Source organism: Paenibacillus sp. FSL L8-0158 (assembly GCF_038592965.1).
Taxonomy (GTDB): Bacteria; Bacillota; Bacilli; order Paenibacillales; family Paenibacillaceae; genus Paenibacillus; species Paenibacillus polymyxa_D.
This window is the reverse complement of sequence record NZ_CP151949.1, coordinates 2203569-2222358: the sequence shown is the minus strand read 5'-3', so window position 1 is coordinate 2222358 and position 18790 is coordinate 2203569. Positions and strand designations below refer to the sequence as shown.

At 45.8% G+C, this 18790-nt stretch carries 20 protein-coding genes; all 20 read right to left on the bottom strand.

Features of this window, described 5'->3' with window-relative positions:
• Window positions 1-99: 99 nt before the first annotated feature.
• Window positions 100-1548: a proline--tRNA ligase gene (gene proS, locus NSQ68_RS10280; protein WP_342428762.1), complete on the bottom strand. Its 1449-nt coding sequence runs from the start codon at window positions 1546-1548 to the stop codon at window positions 100-102.
• 51 nt (window positions 1549-1599) lie between these two features.
• Window positions 1600-2871, bottom strand: a complete 1272-nt coding sequence (gene rseP / locus NSQ68_RS10275; RefSeq protein WP_342428761.1) for an RIP metalloprotease RseP — start codon at window positions 2869-2871, stop codon at window positions 1600-1602.
• Window positions 2872-2977: 106 nt separating this feature from the next.
• Window positions 2978-4117: a 1-deoxy-D-xylulose-5-phosphate reductoisomerase gene (locus NSQ68_RS10270; RefSeq protein WP_307349864.1), complete on the bottom strand. Its 1140-nt coding sequence runs from the start codon at window positions 4115-4117 to the stop codon at window positions 2978-2980.
• A 146-nt stretch (window positions 4118-4263) separates the two neighbouring features.
• A complete protein-coding gene (locus NSQ68_RS10265) occupies window positions 4264-5055 on the bottom strand; it encodes a phosphatidate cytidylyltransferase (RefSeq protein ID WP_029517015.1) in 792 nt (263 codons plus the stop codon).
• 17 nt (window positions 5056-5072) lie between these two features.
• The gene (locus NSQ68_RS10260; protein WP_342428760.1) at window positions 5073-5840 is read right to left on the bottom strand and encodes an isoprenyl transferase; all 768 of its coding nucleotides are present in this window, start codon (window positions 5838-5840) and stop codon (window positions 5073-5075) included.
• Window positions 5841-5924: 84 nt separating this feature from the next.
• Window positions 5925-6479, bottom strand: coding sequence for a ribosome recycling factor (frr, locus tag NSQ68_RS10255; protein WP_029517013.1), 555 nt, complete (start codon window positions 6477-6479; stop codon window positions 5925-5927).
• A complete protein-coding gene (pyrH, locus tag NSQ68_RS10250) occupies window positions 6479-7207 on the bottom strand; it encodes a UMP kinase (RefSeq protein ID WP_013309918.1) in 729 nt (242 codons plus the stop codon). The genes frr and pyrH overlap by 1 nt, the downstream gene beginning before the upstream one ends.
• Window positions 7208-7327: 120 nt before the next feature.
• The gene (gene tsf / locus NSQ68_RS10245; RefSeq protein ID WP_013309917.1) at window positions 7328-7978 is read right to left on the bottom strand and encodes a translation elongation factor Ts; all 651 of its coding nucleotides are present in this window, start codon (window positions 7976-7978) and stop codon (window positions 7328-7330) included.
• A gap of 131 nt (window positions 7979-8109) precedes the next feature.
• Window positions 8110-8808, bottom strand: coding sequence for a 30S ribosomal protein S2 (rpsB, locus tag NSQ68_RS10240; RefSeq protein WP_013309916.1), 699 nt, complete (start codon window positions 8806-8808; stop codon window positions 8110-8112).
• A 251-nt stretch (window positions 8809-9059) separates the two neighbouring features.
• Window positions 9060-9707: an endolytic transglycosylase MltG gene (locus NSQ68_RS10235; protein ID WP_342428759.1), complete on the bottom strand. Its 648-nt coding sequence runs from the start codon at window positions 9705-9707 to the stop codon at window positions 9060-9062.
• The gene (locus NSQ68_RS10230; protein ID WP_307349854.1) at window positions 9704-10336 is read right to left on the bottom strand and encodes a hypothetical protein; all 633 of its coding nucleotides are present in this window, start codon (window positions 10334-10336) and stop codon (window positions 9704-9706) included. Before NSQ68_RS10230 ends, NSQ68_RS10235 begins: the two co-directional genes overlap by 4 nt.
• 41 nt (window positions 10337-10377) lie before the next feature.
• On the bottom strand, window positions 10378-10698 hold the full coding sequence (locus tag NSQ68_RS10225) for a hypothetical protein (RefSeq protein WP_029517010.1): 321 nt from the start codon (window positions 10696-10698) through the stop codon (window positions 10378-10380).
• Between the two features lie 82 nt (window positions 10699-10780).
• Entirely contained in the window at window positions 10781-12190 is a 1410-nt protein-coding gene (locus tag NSQ68_RS10220) for a FapA family protein (protein ID WP_039274680.1), read from the bottom strand.
• A 44-nt stretch (window positions 12191-12234) separates the two neighbouring features.
• A complete protein-coding gene (locus NSQ68_RS10215) occupies window positions 12235-13023 on the bottom strand; it encodes a FliA/WhiG family RNA polymerase sigma factor (RefSeq protein ID WP_013309911.1) in 789 nt (262 codons plus the stop codon).
• 14 nt (window positions 13024-13037) lie between these two features.
• Entirely contained in the window at window positions 13038-13451 is a 414-nt protein-coding gene (locus tag NSQ68_RS10210) for a hypothetical protein (RefSeq protein ID WP_029517008.1), read from the bottom strand.
• Between the two features lie 2 nt (window positions 13452-13453).
• Window positions 13454-13951 (bottom strand): chemotaxis protein CheD, encoded by a 498-nt coding sequence (locus NSQ68_RS10205; RefSeq protein WP_010346358.1) that lies wholly within the window; start codon window positions 13949-13951, stop codon window positions 13454-13456.
• Window positions 13944-14570, bottom strand: coding sequence for a chemotaxis protein CheC (locus NSQ68_RS10200; protein ID WP_029517007.1), 627 nt, complete (start codon window positions 14568-14570; stop codon window positions 13944-13946). Before NSQ68_RS10200 ends, NSQ68_RS10205 begins: the two co-directional genes overlap by 8 nt.
• Before the next feature lie 3 nt (window positions 14571-14573).
• Window positions 14574-15035 carry a chemotaxis protein CheW gene (locus NSQ68_RS10195; RefSeq protein WP_007430046.1) on the bottom strand — a complete coding sequence of 154 codons (462 nt, stop codon included), beginning with the start codon at window positions 15033-15035 and terminating at the stop codon, window positions 14574-14576.
• A 62-nt stretch (window positions 15036-15097) separates the two neighbouring features.
• On the bottom strand, window positions 15098-17194 hold the full coding sequence (locus NSQ68_RS10190; RefSeq protein ID WP_307349846.1) for a chemotaxis protein CheA: 2097 nt from the start codon (window positions 17192-17194) through the stop codon (window positions 15098-15100).
• A 33-nt stretch (window positions 17195-17227) separates the two neighbouring features.
• Window positions 17228-18778, bottom strand: a complete 1551-nt coding sequence (locus NSQ68_RS10185) for a chemotaxis protein CheB (RefSeq protein ID WP_342429101.1) — start codon at window positions 18776-18778, stop codon at window positions 17228-17230.
• Window positions 18779-18790 lie beyond the last annotated feature (12 nt).

Genomic DNA, 18790 nt, shown 5'->3' with positions numbered 1-18790 from the left:
TTCACAACGACACATAGATCCTTCGGAACATTGTCCCGTAACAGCTACCATGTCAGCGAAGAGAATGAAGTGAGTAAGTGGTATTGCCCTACTTCTATATTAGTACGCCCGTGCGAACACTACAGTATGCTTGGCAGGTTTGCCACAGCACAAACATGTGGACTTTTGCTCGGTTGTTTTAAACGGTATATTACGGCTTGTAGCACCTGTCACTTCTTTAACTTTGTCTTCACATTCTTCAGATCCGCACCAGCCTGCCAAAGTAAAGCCGCGTTTTTCTTCCATGAGAGTCTTCATTTCGTCCAGCGTATCAACGGAATAGAAGTTTTCTTCCATGAAATTTTTCGCACGATCAAACATCTCCTGCTGTACCTGTGCGAGCATCGCGTGTACTTCCTCAACCAGATTATCCTGCTGCACGATTTTTTTCTCACCGCTGATACGGGATACGAGCACACAGACACCGTTTTCCATATCACGAGGTCCGATTTCCAGACGAACCGGCACACCGCGCATTTCATATTCATTAAATTTCCAGCCTGGGCTTACATCGCTGCGGTCGTCCATTTTAACACGCACTCCAGCTTGTTTCAACTCAGCAAATAGTTCATCTGCACGTGCGATAACGGCATCACGTTTCTTAGGTGGTCCAATTGGAACCATAATAACCTGCGTAGGCGCAACTTTAGGAGGCAATGCCAGACCACGGTCATCTCCATGGACCATAATCAGTGCGCCGATCAAACGTGTACTTGTTCCCCATGAAGTCGTATGCGCGAATTCCAGATTGTTTTCACGACTCAAATATTTGATATCAAATGCAACCGCAAAATTAGTTCCCATATAGTGGGAAGTTCCAGCTTGTACCGCCCGTCCATCCTTCATCATCGCTTCCAGTGAAAATGTATCCTGAGCACCTGCAAACTTTTCAGAAGGTGTTTTCTGTCCAGTAATAACTGGAATAGCCAGAACTTCCTCAATAACCTCACGGTATACTTCCAGCATTTTCATCGTTTCTTCACGTGCTTCTTCTTCTGTTTCATGGGCCGTGTGACCTTCTTGCCACAAAAATTCACTTGTTCGCAAGAAAGGCAGCGTACGTTTTTCCCAACGCACTACGTTAGCCCACTGGTTAATAAGCACAGGCAGATCGCGATAGGATTGAATCCATTTGGAGTACATATGACCAATCATGGTTTCCGAAGTCGGACGAATTGCAAGACGCTCTTCGAGCTTTTCCCCGCCAGCCTCGGTTACCCAAGGAAGTTCAGGATTAAACCCTTCGACATGTTCTTTTTCCTTTTGAAAAAAGCTTTCGGGAATGAACATTGGAAAATAGGCATTACGGTGGCCTGTTTCTCTGAAGCGCACGTCCATGGCTTCCTTGATATGCTCCCAAATTTCAAAACCATCGGGCCGGAATACAATACATCCGCGAACTGGGGAATAATCCATCAGTTCTGCTTTTTTAATAACATCAATATACCATCGGGAAAAATCTTCGCTCTGTGGCGTAATTTCCTCAACAAACTGTTTATCGTTCGACATAGAAATGCATGTCCTCCCATACAGACCGTTTTTATATAAGACCGTCTCTAATTAACCATTAATTAAGCGTAAAATATCGTTATACGTGACCGCAATCATAAGCAGGAATAGCATAGCAAAACCGACGAAATGGACCATTCCTTCCCTGCTCGGATCAACGGGACGTCCTCTTACCGCCTCCACACCAAGGAAAACAAGTCTGCTTCCATCCAGCGCCGGAATAGGCAATAAATTGAATATCCCCAGGTAAAGACTCATTATAGCAGTCCAATACGTCAACTGCTCAATCCCCTGCTTGGCAATTTGCCCTGTCACTTCAAAAGTACGTACCGGGCCTCCCAGGTCATTGATAGAAAAACGTTGGATGAGCTGGCTAAATCCTTGGAAAATAATATCGGTCGTTCTGACCATAGATTGGCCGGCAAATTTGAACGTTTCCCCCACACCTGCTTGGCGTTTTGGAAGTTCGGGTACAATACCCACCTTGCCACCCTTTTGTCCTTCCATAGCACGAGGTGTAATCGTAAGATCAAAGGTCTTGTTATCACGGCGAACCGTCCACTTCATCGGCTTGTCTTGAGAATCCGCAATCAGTTTGATCATGTTTTCAACATTTGCACCAATGGCTATTCCATTCACCGATTCGATGATATCTCCCTTATGCAAATCAGCTTCAGCAGCAGGCATACCTGCTGTAATTTCACTAATTTGGACATAAGTCGGGTTGTCCACTTGTATGCCGACCATCTGAATATGCAGACCAAACAAAATAAAGGCTAGAATAAAATTCATCAGTGGTCCAGCAAAAATAGCCAGCGCACGCTGTCCTACTGTTTTACTCCCGTACTGCCGATCCTTGGGTGCAATCTGAATGGATTGACCTTTGGTTACCATCATCGATTGCGGGTGTACAGTGTATTGCTGATCTTCGCCATCCACATCCAATTTTAAAGTTAATGACTGTTCCAGATCAATATCCAACACTTCGCCGCGCACCACATTCTTACGATTATCCAGTTGATCTAGATAGATGGTTTTAACGACGTCATCCGTTACGCGTACAGCAATCGTTTGTCCGGCCTCAATTTCATTGACCTCCGGATCTTCTCCCGCCATGCGGGCAAAGCCACCGAACGGCAACAAACGCAACGTAAATCGCGTCTCGTTTCTTTTATAAGAAAACAGTTTCGGACCGAAACCGATCGCAAACTCCCGTACCAGAATCCCGGCGCGTTTGGCAAAATAATAATGCCCCCATTCATGCACCGTCACTATGACGAAAAACATGAGCACCGTCATCAACACTATTTGAATCGTTTCCAATCGTTTCCGTTCCCCTTTCAATGAGATCGAGTTTGTCTTCCTAGATTATCATTATTCTCCGATCCCGCACAAGAGAATCACATTTCGTTTCTAACCCAACTTTAGCCTACAACCCCGCAGCTATGCTACGAGTCTCTTCGTCACAGGCTTCAATCGCAGAAAGATCAGGATTAGCCACATTGACATGCCGCTCCAGCACACGTTCAATAATAGCTTCAATATGCAGAAAAGAAATTTCTCCACGCAGGAAACGGGCAACAGCAATCTCATTAGCTGCATTAAATGCAGTCGGTGCTGTACCACCCATTTTACCACATTCGAAGGCAAGCCTTAAACAAGGAAAACGATTATAATCCATTTCCTTAAAATGAAGTTTACCCACTTCAGCCAGTGACAACGGCTTCGCCGGGGACTTCATACGCTTAGGGTAAGTCAATGCATATTGAATGGGTACTCTCATGTCCGGATTCCCAAGTTGAGCAACAATGCTTGTATCCTGAAACTCAACATAGGAATGAATAATGCTTTCCGGATGAAGCAACACATGAATCTGCTCATAATCAAGTCCGAATAGCCAATGCGCCTCAATGACTTCCAGCCCCTTGTTTACCATCGTTGCTGAATCAATCGTAATTTTGGCCCCCATTGACCAATTGGGATGCTTGAGTGCATCTTCCACTGTAACTTCACGCAACTGTTCTCTTGTCAAATCTCGAAAAGAACCCCCTGATGCTGTGAGGGTAATATGTGCCACATCTTTCATACGCTCACCATTCAAGCATTGGAAAATAGCTGAATGCTCACTGTCAATCGGCAGCAACGGCACTCCTTTCGCCCGAGCCCGCGCTGTGACCAGATGACCAGCAGTAACCAGTGTTTCCTTATTGGCCAAACCGATCTGTTTTCCAGCCTCAATCGCGGCCAGCGTGGAGTGCAATCCGACACTGCCCATTACAGCCGTCACAACCATATCCGCCTCTGTGTTCGCAGCAAGCTCAACGAGTCCTTCATTTCCCCAATACAGTTCCATTCCAGAAGGCAGTAAAGGACGAATTTCATCCGCCAACTGCCGAGTACCCACAGACACTTTTTTGGGTTTATAGAGATGCGCCTGCTCAGCAAGTAACTTTATATTAGAACCACCTGCTAAAGCCTCAACAGTAAACTGATCCGGGTGCATGGACACTACATCCAGCGTTTGAGTTCCAATAGATCCGGTTGAACCAAGTACCGAAATTTTTTTCATGATGCACCTTCCTATCCTGAAAATCACTATTATCCAGGGGTTCATTGATTGTTATTCAGGCAGCTATGCTACTGGTTCCAACCTTCTAGTAGCGCAGAGTGAGCAGCATAGAGATTAAGCCTGAGCATAAACTGTAATCAATAGACTCATGGAAGCAGCATCAGCATATGTACAAATGGAAAAACGACAATCCAGCTGTCGCAGCGGTCTAGTATACCACCGTGCCCTGGCAGCAGATTACCGGAATCTTTAATGCCGTACACTCGTTTGTATGCAGATTGTACCAAATCGCCCAGTTGTCCCACCACTGCACATGACAAACCGATACCGATGGCTTTGCCCCATGGCAGCAGTCCACCTGATAATCCAGCGAATACTAGAGCTATAACCAATGCTAAGACAATACCGCCAATGGATCCTTCGACCGTTTTATTCGGACTGATCGCAGGCCATAATTTCGTTTTTCCTGCCATTTTACCTACAAAATATGCCCCTGCATCACTTGCCCAAATACAAGCCAACAATAAAAATGTCCATAACAGTCCATGTTCCATATGACGTGATTCCGCAATATACGAAAATCCAAACCCTATATAAACAGTACCAAGAAATAGTATAGCTACCGTTTGAATCGGAATTTTATTTTTCGTTCCTACTGTGATGATCATAAATGCTATCATTACCAGCCAAAGCATACTGGCAAAAGGTAAGGGTGAGTGCAAACCAAAAGGTTCATACGGGAATACAAAAGCTAATATGCTTACGTATCCAAGTATTGCTGTACCTCCAAAAGGAGATACCTGCGTCATTCGTGCGAACTCATAAAATCCGATTAGGGCCATCGCCAATATAAGCAAATGGTAGGCCAAGCCGCCCCACAGGACCATCGCCAAAAAGAATATGCCTGCCAGAATACCGGTAATTAATCTCTGTCTCAACGGCTTTCATCCTCCATTTACTTCAGTCCGCCATACCGCCGTGTTCTTTGCTGATATTCGATCACTGCTTCGTATAAGTGTTCTTTCTTAAACTCAGGCCAATAAATATCAGTAAACCACAACTCACTGTAGGCAAGCTGCCAGAGCATAAAATTACTAAGTCTAAGCTCACCGCTTGTTCGAATCAGTAAATCAGGGTCTGGCATACCACTAGAAAGCAACGTATTACCGATCAGCTCAGATGTTATATCTTCCGATTTAAGCTTCCCATCCGCAATTTGACGGCCCAATGTTTGCATGCATTCGGTGATTTCCAACCGACTTCCATAATTTAATGCAAAATTAAGAACAAGTCCGGTATTATTTTCAGTTCGTCGAGTCGCTTCAGTCAGCGCATCAACGGTATGGGAAGGTAAATGTTCTTTATTACCCATCATACGCACTTGCACATTTTTTTCAATCAACTCATCTAGCTCAATAGCCAGAAATTCCTGCGGTAAGCGCATTAGAAAATCAACTTCGTCCTTTGGACGCGTCCAATTTTCAGTTGAAAATGCAAACAAAGTCAAATACTTAACACCCAGTTCATCCGCCGCAATTGCTGTGCGTTTCACTGCCTTCATTCCATTTTGGTGCCCTACAATCCGCGGCATTCCAATCCGTTTGGCCCATCTGCCGTTCCCATCCATGATGACAGCAACATGCTGCGGAATATTGTCTTTTGAAATGGCCGGTGTTTGCTGTTTTTGTTCCCCGTTCCACCAAGACCGAACCCGTTTGATCATTCCAGTTCCTCCAGCATTCTCTGAAAATGTGCCTCAGGCTTGAAAAGAGACAAACCCCACCGTAAGGGAGGGGCTGCCAATCTTTTAGACTTCCATAATTTCTTTTTCTTTTGCAGCTAAAACTTTATCCACTTCAGCGATAAACTTATCAGTTGTTTTCTGGATATCTTCCTGATGTTTACGAGATTCGTCCTCGGAAATATCACTTTTCTCTAATTTTTTGATGTCATCATTTGCATCACGACGAATGTTACGAATAGCGATCTTCGCTTCTTCACCGTTCTTCTTTGTCAACTTCACCAAGTCAGTTCTGCGCTCCTCCGTCAAAGCAGGAATGCTTAGACGAATGGTGTTACCATCATTCGAAGGTGTCAAACCTAAATCGGATTTTTGTATAGCGCGCTCGATATCGGCCAAGGAAGATTTGTCCCAAGGCTGAATCATCAAGGTCCGGCTGTCAGGTGTATTGATATTCGCCAGTTGGTTGACTGGAGTCATTGCACCATAATACTCTACCTGTACACGGTCCAGTAAAGCCGGTGTCGCCCGTCCTGCACGCAAAGATGCAAGATCACGTTGCAATGCCTGGATTGCTTTTTGCATGCGTTCCTCAGCACTCTTTTTCACAGATTGTGGCATTAATTTACACTCCCTTTGACGATCGTACCAATTTTCTCACCCAGCACGACACGTTTAATGTTACCTTGCTCTGTAATAGCAAAGACAATCAACGGAATATTGTTATCCATGCACAACGAGGAAGCAGTAGAATCCATGACACCGAGATTTTTGTTGAGCACATCCAAATACGTAAGCTGCTCATATTTCTCAGCTGTGCTATCTTTAAACGGATCAGCAGAATATACGCCATCCACTTTATTTTTAGCCATCAGAATCACTTCCGCTTCAATCTCAGCGGCACGCAGTGCAGCTGTAGTATCAGTCGAGAAGAACGGATTACCTGTACCTGCTGCAAAAATAACAACCCGACCCTTTTCTAAATGACGGATAGCTCTACGGCGAATGTAAGGTTCTGCAATCTGTTGCATCGCAATGGATGTTTGTACACGGGTAGGTACCTCAATCTGTTCCAAAGCATCCTGTAAGGCCAGTGAGTTCATCACCGTTGCCAGCATACCCATGTAATCTGCCGTGGCCCGGTCAATTCCGTTGGCACTTCCAGCAATACCACGCCAGATGTTACCGCCACCACACACGATAGCAACTTCTACTCCCAGTTCCACTACGTCTTTGACTTGTTCGGCAATGGATGCAATCGTATCCGCGTCAATACCGTAACCGTTAGGACCTGACAGCGATTCACCACTAACTTTCAGGACAACACGCTTAAACACAGGTTTTTCCAAATGATCACCCTCCAATATCATTTATACTTTATGTAACAGGATAGGTGTCCTGTTGCAAGAAAAGGAACACTGATGTGTTCCATTTCCGTTATTCCATATGCAATTACCGTTCGTTGGTAATTATTGTTTCACTTGAGACATAACTTCTTCGTAGAAGTTGTCTTCTTTTTTCTCCAGACCTTCACCCAGTTCAAAACGAACAAAGCGACGCAGGGAAATGTTTTCGCCAATCGTACTGATTTTTTCGTTGATAAGCGTAGAGATTGTTTTGTCTGGATCTTTGATGAAAGATTGCTCCAACAAACAGAACTCTTCATAGAACTTACCAATACGGCCTTCAACCATTTTTTCAACAATCTTTTCTGGTTTACCTTCGTTCAACGCTTGTGCTTTCAGGATTTCTTTTTCTTTTTCGATCTCTTCCTGTGGCACTTCTTCACGACGAACATAACGAGGGTTCGATGCAGCGATATGCATTGCAATGTCGCGCACAAAATCTCTGAACTGGTCTGTTTTAGCTACGAAGTCTGTTTCACAGTTTACTTCTACCAGTACGCCGATACGGCCGCCAGCATGAATGTAGGATTCAACAACACCTTCAGTAGCAATACGACCTGCTTTGTTGGCTGCAGCTGCAAGTCCTTTTTCGCGCAGAACTTCAACCGCTTTTGTCAAATCACCGTTTGCTTCTTCAAGCGCTTTTTTACAATCCAGCATTCCTGCGCCTGTTTTTTCACGAAGCTCTTTTACTGCGCTAGCATTAACTGCCATATTATTTCCCTCCAAATTTGATTTTCAGTGGTATACCGTGCTTTATTCCTTAAAAAAAGGGTAGTGAGAGGTTATACACCTGCCAACCACCCTTTTCATTTAATTCATATAGTTATTTCCTAATGGAAATATTACGCTGTAGTTTCTTCGCCTTGGTTTGCTTCCATAACTGCATCAGCCATTTTACCTGTCAGCAATTTAACAGCGCGGATTGCGTCGTCATTACCTGGGATAACATAGTCGATTTCGTCTGGATCGCAGTTTGTATCAACGATACCTACGATTGGGATACCCAATTTGCGAGCTTCAGCAACCGCGATACGTTCTTTGCGTGGATCAATGATGAACAGAGCACTTGGAAGGCCCTTCATGTTTTTGATACCGCCCAAGAATTTTTCGAGACGATCTTTTTCTTTGCGAAGAATGATAACTTCTTTTTTAGGAAGAACTGCGAATGTACCGTCTTCTTCCCAAGCTTCCAGTTGTTTCAAACGGTCAATACGTTTTTGAATCGTCTGGAAGTTAGTCAGTGTACCACCCAACCAACGTTGGTTAATGTAGAATTGACCAGCGCGTGCTGCTTCTTCTTTAACAGAATCTTGTGCTTGTTTTTTCGTGCCTACGAACAGAATTGTACCATTCTCAGCTGCAATGCTTTTTACGAAGTTGTAAGCTTCCTCAACCTTTTTCACTGTCTTTTGCAAGTCAATGATGTAAATACCGTTTCTTTCAGTGAAGATATAACGATCCATTTTCGGGTTCCAGCGACGTGTTTGGTGACCAAAGTGAACCCCAGCTTCCAAAAGCTGTTTCATGGAGATTACTGCCATCTTCACGCACCTCCTAAGTTTGGTTTTTTGTGTGTCCTCCGCCGACATCATTTTTTATAAAGACTTTCCATTGGAAAGCACCCTTTATAAAATTAACCGACGTGCGTTTTTAACACCGTCAATTAATATACCATAACACTTGCATCGTTGCAACCAACTTTTCGACAATAGTTAGAACAACGCAAAATGTGACGTTTTACGCCTCTCATTTTACTTATGCAAGAATAAAAGCCGTCCACTTCCCGGTCTGGTCAGTTGGACGGCTTTTTCGTAATTTTAGTAATAATAGAACTGAAATCCTCACCTTTAGCAAACTGATAGGTACCGGTACGAATTTTGGTATTGATTTTTTTAGCCTTAGCTGCTGCCTCAAATGCACTAGCATCCGATACGACCCCTGCTCGTTGCAATCCTGATGCCACACTTCTCAAATTGCTTCCCGATGCAATGCTATACTGCACTTGTGGGGTGGCAGGCTGCTTGGGGATATTGGGAGTCATTGTAGTGCCAGAACTTTGAGTCTGCGGCTTATTCGGACTTTGTGGAACCGATGTGCTGGTCGAAGGTTTAGAACCAGCCGAGGATATGCTGTTTGCAGGTGCCTTTGGTGTTGCTGGCGTTTGAGCTGGTTTAGCCTTTTGGGGTGCAACGGGAGTTTTATTACCTTCCTTGATCACCTTATTACGCCATTCCTCTTCTGTCATTTTCGGGTCAGAGCTGTCACTGACCTGGAGATTTAATCCGGCTGCTGCCTTTTCTAATTGCTCTCGCGTCATGTTTTTCGGGTCTGTGGAGGATTGCTGCGATTGCCCCTGACCGATCATTGCCAGTTGCAACAGCAATGCCCCCGTTATAAGACCAGTACCCATGCCTAGCATAAATGAACGGTTTTTGATCACGTTACATCCTCCCGCTCTGCGAGTTGCAAAATGAGCTGTACTTCACCCCGTTGAATGCCTGATTGCTTGGCTATATAGTCCACCGACTTGCCTTGCTCATGCAGCGCAAACAACTCTTGATAACGATCACGGATGGACTCTGCTTCCTGCTCAGTTTCAGGATCTTGTAATGCCGTCTGCTCCTCCATAGTTATAGGGGGAGCTACTGAACCAGAGTAGCCTTCCTGCACAGACATTTCAGGTTGTGGACTTTGAAATTGACCGTATGCAACCGCTGCCTGATGAGAAGCAGCTGTATGTTGTATTTCCTTAGATACAGGCTCGGTTTGCAAAGAGACAGTAGCAAACCGAGCCTGGCGCTCAAGCTCCACGATACGGCTCCGAAGCTCAGCTACTTGCTCCTGTAATGCCGCCTGTTTAACTGTATGCTCCTGCTTCATACCAGAAACGAGCTCAATCAACTCGTCATTATCGTTTTCAATATCGGCCATATATTGCTCTAATGTGGCCTCGACCTTTTGGACGACGGCCTCTTCTGTTCCCCGGCCTGGCTGACGCTTAGGCAGTAGCCAGGCGTAGACAACAGCTGCGGCGCCCAGCAGAACAATATAAATCCATGGTTGATCCACTGCCCATCGTCTCCTTTAATAACGCTTCTCCACCTGTCGGATCAGAGCGAAAAATCAATATGGTGTCCCTTGAACGGATGCTCTGCCGGATGCTCCTTAGGCAGCTCAGCCTCATCTGGCCGGGAGCGGCTCTGCTGGGAAGAATCTCTGCTCTGCCCCCCTGTTTGCCGCTCACCGACGAATGTTTCCGCAGACTGATCTACAGCACTGCTTCGCTGACGCATGTTCTCCGTCTCCAGCGCGGCCTTTTGTCCAAGCAATGCTTGATCATTCATCGGCCGCTGCTGGGACTCACTTTGGTATTTTCCTGCTTCGCTGGTGCGAGGTACGGCAATTTGCAATTCAACAGCCTTCAAGCTCATTGGACCACACCCTTTCCGATTGGGCATCCGTATCTTTCTTCCAAGGAATACAATGTTGAATGTTGTTTATCAGTGTGCCGAATTACACGTAGGAGGACATGCTGATGTCTCCCTCATGATAATAAAACGCCATTCTTTCCACTGAATCTTTAATAAATTTTGTATATCTGCCGATAACTATTTTAGAGCCACCGTAAATCACATTTTTCACTTCTACCCGTGCGCGGCTTGTATCCTCTAATGTTCGTTCAATTTCAAGCATTCTGGACTTGGTTTCCAAAAGCTCCTGTTCATTAGATTTTTTAGTAGATGTCAGCTTGATTCGCATAGCCATTCTTTCAGGTGCAAGCTGTCCGGCGGCGGCAAGCTGATCCAATATGGTAAGGGCCTTATTCGTTTTATCCTGGCTGTCTGTCTGCTGCTTCAAACGTGCGCGGAGTTCTGTCAGTTCATCGCGCAGTTCGGGAAGTACACCCACTTCGATATTGGTAGCTGTGGACATCGTATTACCGACGGTACGAGCCACTACCTTTTTACCAGCTTGTACACTACCACCTACGATAAGCCCTTTTGTCCCTTCGCAGATTACATTATTACTCGCTTTGATCTGGGAATGCATGATACTCTGGGATACAAGTACATCGCCTCCCGCAATCACGTTACCATCTTGTATAAACGAGCATTTCACATTTTGTGCAGCTTTCACGAATCCTTTATGGTAACCGATAATACCGCCAGTGATTTCCACTGAACCTTCCGCCACAATTTCGGCCCCTTCCACACCACCGATGACACGAATGTCCCCAGCCGCCCGAACCCGGAAACCTGTCAAAACATTCCCACGAATGACGACGGTTCCAACAAAATCAATGTTACCGACACTATAATCGACATCCCCGTTCACTTCATACACGGGGAACACATTAAGTTTGCCCTTTTCAGTCGTAGTTACCAGTCCGTCAATAGCTGCATACATCGCAACACCTTCTGGATGGATCACTACATTTTTTCCGACTTTAAAACGCGCCTCTTTACCTGGAAGAAAAGGAATTTCCTCTCCGGTTACAGCAATCCCCGGTACACCTGGCAGAGGATCAACCCGTTCGGCAATCAGTTGACCACGTTTTACATTTCTTAAACGAGTTAGTTCTTTATAATCCACCCGTCCATCCACGGTTTCAAGCGGCTTATGTGCATCTTCGCCAGTCACAATATCAGCCAGATTAATTTTTCCGTCTGTACCATGGATCGGCTGCTTTCCCTGAGCAATCAGTAATTTTCCGAAGAAATGATCTTCCGGACTTGCCGCAAATACGCGAATTGCATCGGTTATTAAACCGTAGGATATTTTTTGGTTGCTTAGAAAACGCTCTAATTCTTCCACAGAACAGGCAAAGCCTTCTTCACGTTTGGCAAACTCCAAGTAGGCGGTTTGTTTGTCAGGTGAGACAACCACTTTTAAAAACTGGTCCAAAGCATATTGCTTCTCCACAAGGGTGCTCCTTCCGTCTAACTGTTACTGTAACCTCCCGTACGTTAATCTTTACGCATTAGCAAATCCCGTTGTTTGTCCAATGTCGCTCTTAGACGTAATATTGCTTTGGAATGCAACTGTGAAATTCGCGATGGAGATAGCGACATGACCTCAGCGATTTCGCTGAGTGACAAATCCTCGTAATACAATAAAGAAACAACGATACGTTCTTTTTCAGTCAATTTATCAATGCCTTGTGCAAGGGCATCACGAAGTGTAAATTCATTGACCTTATGATCCGGATTTTTCGCCTTCTCGTCCACCAAAAGGGAAAGTCGTGTTTCCGATTCCTCTTCGCGGATCGGATCCTCCAGTGAGACAATCGACATAACGGCGACCTCTTGGATCATATTTTGAAACTCTTTTTCAGAAACGTCCAAATAATGACTCATCTCTTCGTCGCTGACCGTGCGTAGATATCTTTGTTCCAAATGCTGATATGCATCCTCGATTTTTTTCGCTTTTTCCCTAACTGAACGAGGAACCCAATCCCCTTGACGAAGACCATCCAAAATCGCTCCACGAACACGCCAAGAAGCATAAGTCTCAAACTGCAAACCACGCTCATAGTCAAATTTCTCTAAAGCGTCAATCAAACCCATAACGCCGTTACTCGCCAGATCATCCTTGGATACATTTTTAGGCAAGCCTACTGCAAGACGGCCTGACACATACTCCACAATATGGAGATACTTTTCAATTAACTGTTTTTTTGCTTCCTTGTCACCGTGTTCTTTCCATTGTTCCCATAGTTCGGAATGGTTTAAATGAGCGGCTTTTCGCTCGTTCATCGGCTTCACCCTCCTTATTTGTCTGTCAGGTGACGAACGGCCTTGGCCAATTCTTCAGGGTCCTTGTTGGAAACCAGCTTAGGTGGGTTTAAAGGTGCAAAACCATTATCCCCCTCGTCCGTCTGCTCTGGTTTCGGTTTCAGCAATTCATTCAGGTCTTCATTTTCGTCTGGTGTCGTCAGGTCCAGATTCCCCCCTACGCCATCTACCTGAGAGCTTGCCCGGCTTTGGGCATTCCCCAGATCTGGCCGCGCTACAACACCTAGTGTCCAGCGCAGCACAAATGCAAGTAGGAACCAAAAAACGAAGGCGATCAAGCCACGAATTAAGCTCGTGGTCAGCAGATTGCTGCCAACGGACAACACAAAAGTCAGAATAAATCCGACTACTCCAGACCAAAGATTAATGCGTAAGCTGCCAAATAACATGTTTATAATTCCTTTACACCTTTTTGTACGCTTCGAATATTCAAAACGCCAGTTTCAGAGTCCAACTCAATTGTTCGTCCATAATTGCCGCCTGTGTCCTCCGCAATCAAAGGAATGCCGAGATCTACGAGCATTTCCTTGCATGATTCTACATTACGTGGACCAATCCGCATGGTGTCTCCACTACCAGCAAAGGCGAACATCTGCGCTCCCCCTGCCATTTTGGCAATCAGTCTGCGTCGTTCTGCACCCAATTTCAGCATCCTCTCAAATAACTCGGGCAGCGCCGTATCCGCATATTTGGCTATATTCAGCTGCCCTTCACGCGCAATATCTGAGGACGGTAGCATCACATGTGCCATGCCTGCCAGTTTCAAATGAGGATCATAGAGGGTCAATCCGACGCAGGAGCCGAGTCCTGTCGTACGAATCGAGTTCGGATTGCTAGTAACATTTAAATCTGCCATGCCGACTTTAATGATGCTTTTATCCTCAATCATCGTTCATCGGGACTCCTAACGACCTAAAGATTTTCCCGAACGATTCTGGATCAGGAATCAGGAAAAATTGACCCTCTATCTGATTCTGCCCTTCCAGAAACGATGTGTCAATCAATAATGCAGCATCTCCCATCTGCCCAAACTGCAGCAGTCCGTAGCTAAGAATTGCTCCTGCCATGTCCAACGCCAGCGCAGGGACTGTTGGATACATGGATAAACGCGTGAAATCGGCCAGCGAAGACAGGTAAGAGCCCGCTAAAATGTTTCCGATCTCCGACAGGGCTGAGTGCTCCATTTCGTTAAAACTGTCCTCGTCATCTGAAGGAATATTCGCCAAACGGGAAAGTAAGCCTTTTGCCGCCTGAGGCTGCAATATGAAGAATAGATTGCCGGGGGCTTCCCCTTCTACCCTAAAAAATATTGCAACAACAAGTTGCTCATTTCCACCGACTTTATCGGCAATTTCTTCAAAGGGCAGCATTTGTACTTTGGGCACACCCATGTCGACCGGTTTATTGAGAAGCCGGGAGAGCGCTGTAGCAGCGTTCCCCGAGCCAATGTTGCCGACTTCTTTCAACACATCCAACTTGAAGTCTTCAAGATTCCCAAGATTCTCCATATATTAATCCTCTAAGCCTTCCAGTTGGTTCATTTCGCTACGATTCAGGACTTCGGACAAGTTCAGCATAATCAACAAGCGCTCTTCACCAATTTTAGCAACTCCGCGAAGATATTTAGCCTTAACTCCGCCAATCACTTCCGGTGGTGTCTCGATATTGTCAGTATTCAGGTCAATAACGTCATTCGCTGAATCAACGATAAAGCCGACTTGCATTTCGCCCACTGCAACGATAATGATGCGGGTTTGATCGGTATATTCAGCTTCAGGCAATCCAAATCGGCCACGAAGATCAATAACCGGAATGACTACGCCTCTCATGTTGAATACGCCTTTTACAAAATCGTAAGTTCTTGGAACCCGTGTAATCGGCACCATGCGTTCAATAGATTGGACTTTTTCTACTTCAACACCGTATTCCTCTTCACCAAGCTTAAATACGATAACTTTAATTTCTTCTCCCATGTCTAAAAAACCTCCTTATTGATGTCAGCAACTTCACATTTCTTTCATTTCTGATGAAGACATTATTTAATGAAAACATTCGGGTCAATGATCAAAGCAACCTGACCGTCACCCAGAATCGTGGCGCCTGAAATTCCTTGGATGTTTGGAAGGTATTTGCCCAGATTTTTAAGGACAATTTCACTTTGTCCCAAAAAGTCCTGTACAGAAAGAGCTGCCAAACGGTCTCCTTTGCGGATGACCACGACCTCTGTCTCTTCTTCTTCATCTTCATTGAAGTCCGGTACCTCAAACAGCTGACTCAAGGAGATGAGCGGGATATGAGAATCGCGGAAAGCAATCATTTTATTACCATGTACAGAACGAATTTGTGTCCGTTTGACGATCGCAGTCTCCACAATGGAGGACAATGGGATCGCATATTTTTCAGAACCGATCTGTATCATCATGGCTGCAATAATAGATAAGGTCAGCGGCAATTGCACAGAGAAATTAGTGCCTTGACCCAGAGTAGAGTGAACCGTAACATTGCCACCCAAAGCAGTGATTTTGGATTTAACAACGTCCAAACCGACACCGCGTCCTGATACGTCTGAAATGACTGCAGCTGTGCTAAAGCCAGGAGCAAACAATACCTGGTAAGCTTCCTCGTCGGTCATGACCGCAGCTTGCTCTGCTGTCAAAATCCCTTTAGAAATAGCACTGTTTAGTACCTTATCGCGATTAATACCATTTCCGTCATCTTCAATCTCGATGAATACGTTATTTCCGCTATGGAAAGCACGCAAGTTAACCGTTCCTGTCTCAGGTTTACCAGCTGCAATCCGATCGGCTACCGACTCAATGCCATGATCCACGGAGTTACGAAGCAAATGCACCAGAGGATCGCCAATTTCGTCGATAACAGTGCGGTCCATTTCAGTCTCTGCTCCAGTAATAACCAAATCAAGTTTTTTATCCAGTGATTTGGCCAGATCGCGCACCATACGCGGGAAACGATTGAAAACAGTGTCTACTGGTACCATCCGCAATTTAAGAACGACGTTTTGTAAATCGCTGCTCACACGACTCATGTGCTCTACCGTTTCTGTCAGTGCTGGATTGGAAGCTTCACTTGCCAACTGCTCTAACCGCACACGGTCAATGAGCAACTCGCTAAATAAGTTCATAAGTACATCCAGACGTTCGATATCTACACGAATCGTGCGGTTATGCGTAGGAGCAGCTGCCTTAGCTGCTGGCGCCTTACCTGCTGCTGGCTTAGCCACAGAGGCCGCAGCTGAAGACTGCGGCTGGGATGGAGCAGGTGATTGCACGGCAACAGGAGCTTCCTGTACCGCAGCAGTCTCAGCCAGTCCAGCAGTAACTTCGCTCATTTGTTTAAGCGATTCCTGATCTAGTTGTACCACTGAGACAGTATCAATTTCAGAGATGCCCGCGATTTCCTTTTCCAGCTCCCCAACTTCTTTCTGCGTTATGTAATATAACGAGAAGCTTTGCTCGAATTTCTCCTGCTCAATATCCTGTACCGACGGATAGGCCTTGACGATTTCACCAGAGTTTTCCAGCGTATTAAACACCATAAAAGCACGCGCTGCCTTTAACTGGCTCTCTGAGCTGATTGTTACCTGTATATAGTGAACACGATGTCCTTCAGAAATAGATTGCTCCAGTACAGAATACTGGAACTGATCCAAAACAAGCCCAGCACTATCGTTTTTGCCCACTTTTTTAGATGGAGACTCCTCAGTCGCAGCATTTGCGCCGGACTTTTGGAAATCCCCGCTCACGATGGATTGTAGTGAAGATACAATAGAGGAGACATCCGCTTTTCCGTCGCCTCCCTCTGTAATGTGCTGCACCATGGACTCCAGAGCATCCAATCCCTTAAATAAGGTATCGAATATAAATTCATGCATCGCCAGCTTGTTGTTACGTACCAGATCAAGAACGTTTTCCATTTGGTGAGTAAGCGATGCTAGGTCTTCAAACCCCATCGTAGCAGCCATTCCCTTGAGGGTATGGGCAGAACGGAAAATCACCTGAACGATGCCTAGATCAGTTGGATTGCTTTCCAGTTGAAGCATTTTTTCGTTAAGAGATTGCAGATGATCATTCGACTCATCAATAAACATGTTTAAATATTGGTTCATGTCCATTGTGAGACACCTCCTCCATGAGTTACACTCCGATTATTTCACAACTTGTACAAGCTTGGGGGCGATCTCCTGCATTGGCAGAAGGTGACGCACACATTTTAACTCTACTGCTGAGCGGGGCATTCCGTACACTACACAAGTTTCCTCATTTTCCGCAAATGTGGATTGTACCCCAGCATCATAAAGCTTCTTCATCATTTTGGCCCCGTCGCTCCCCATTCCAGTGAGCAATACTAGATGCCGCTCCAACGAGGTTAACGAGAGCAACGATTCAAACATCGTATCTACGGAAGGACGGTGACCATTGCGAGCTTCCTCCGTCTTCAGTGACACAGTGTATTTACCACCGGCTCCTGGCACAATTCTTAGTTGATATCCCCCTGGGGCAATGTAGGCCGTTCCAGTCTCCAGCGTCATTCCCTGCTCAGCCTCCACAACTCGGAGTGGACTTAACGTGTTTAAGCGTTGTGCCAGCGAACGAGTGAAGTTTGGCGGCATATGCTGAACGATAACGATTGGAGCAGGAAAATCACCAGGAATGCGTTCCAACAGCGTCTTAAGCGCCCGCGGACCGCCCGTAGAACATCCCACCGCCACTAGTTTGCGAAAGTTGGACGTGTACACACCTTTTTTAAGTGACAATCCCTTAGGTGCGGCAGGAACTGTAGGTGCCGCTACTGGAGGCGTAGCAGCCGCAGGAGTACGAGTAGCTGATGAAATCACCGTCTTATGGGGCTCCGGCTTAACCAAGCCTGCTTTATCCTTACCATGCAGCGATTTGCCAGCGGCCGTAGTAGTACTGTTTAGTTGCCCTGGTGTTCGCCCTATCCCCTTGGACAAATCTTCCTTCTTCTGAACAGTAGGTGCTTGGACTGACTTATTGCTTGGCTGAGCAGCTGGCTGCTGTTCTATGCGCCCTGCTGTAACAGAGGTTCCAGACTGTTGTCGTTTAGTTTCCTGCTTGGCTGCTGCCGGGGCGGACTTGCCAGCATCACGCTTCGGCTGAGCTGATACAGCAGGTGAAGGAGCAAGCGGAACAACAGAAGGCTTGTCTGTCGAAGCTTGACTGCCTGAACGTTTCTCAGTCACAGCCTGTCCTGGAGGCTTTTCCTGTGGCGTTTTTTTCGCTTGTTCCATTGCAGCTTTGCGCTCATTAGCTTCCTTGCGCTCCAGACGGCTCCGTACTGCTTGCATAGCAGTGTGCATCTGTTCCAGCAGCGCCTTGCTCACTTGCTGAATATCTTGCGCATGAGCAATGGAAGGCTTTCTTATAAAATCGAAAGCTCCTGCCTCCAAAGCCATGATGGTCTCCTTCATGCCTTGTTCATTAATGCCTGACAGCATAATAACAGGTAGCGGATGGGCTGCCATAATCAATGGCAATGCTTCAAGACCATTCATTTCAGGCATCTCGACATCCATGGTGACCAAATCGGGCTGCAATTCCTTCACTTTCTCTACAGCCTCTTTGCCATTGGCGGCTGTACCTACGATGTTGAACGACTCATCCCTTACAATTAAATCTGTAATAATTTTGCGCATAAAGGCCGAATCATCTACAACCAGCACCCGGTAAGCACACATGTTAAACACCTC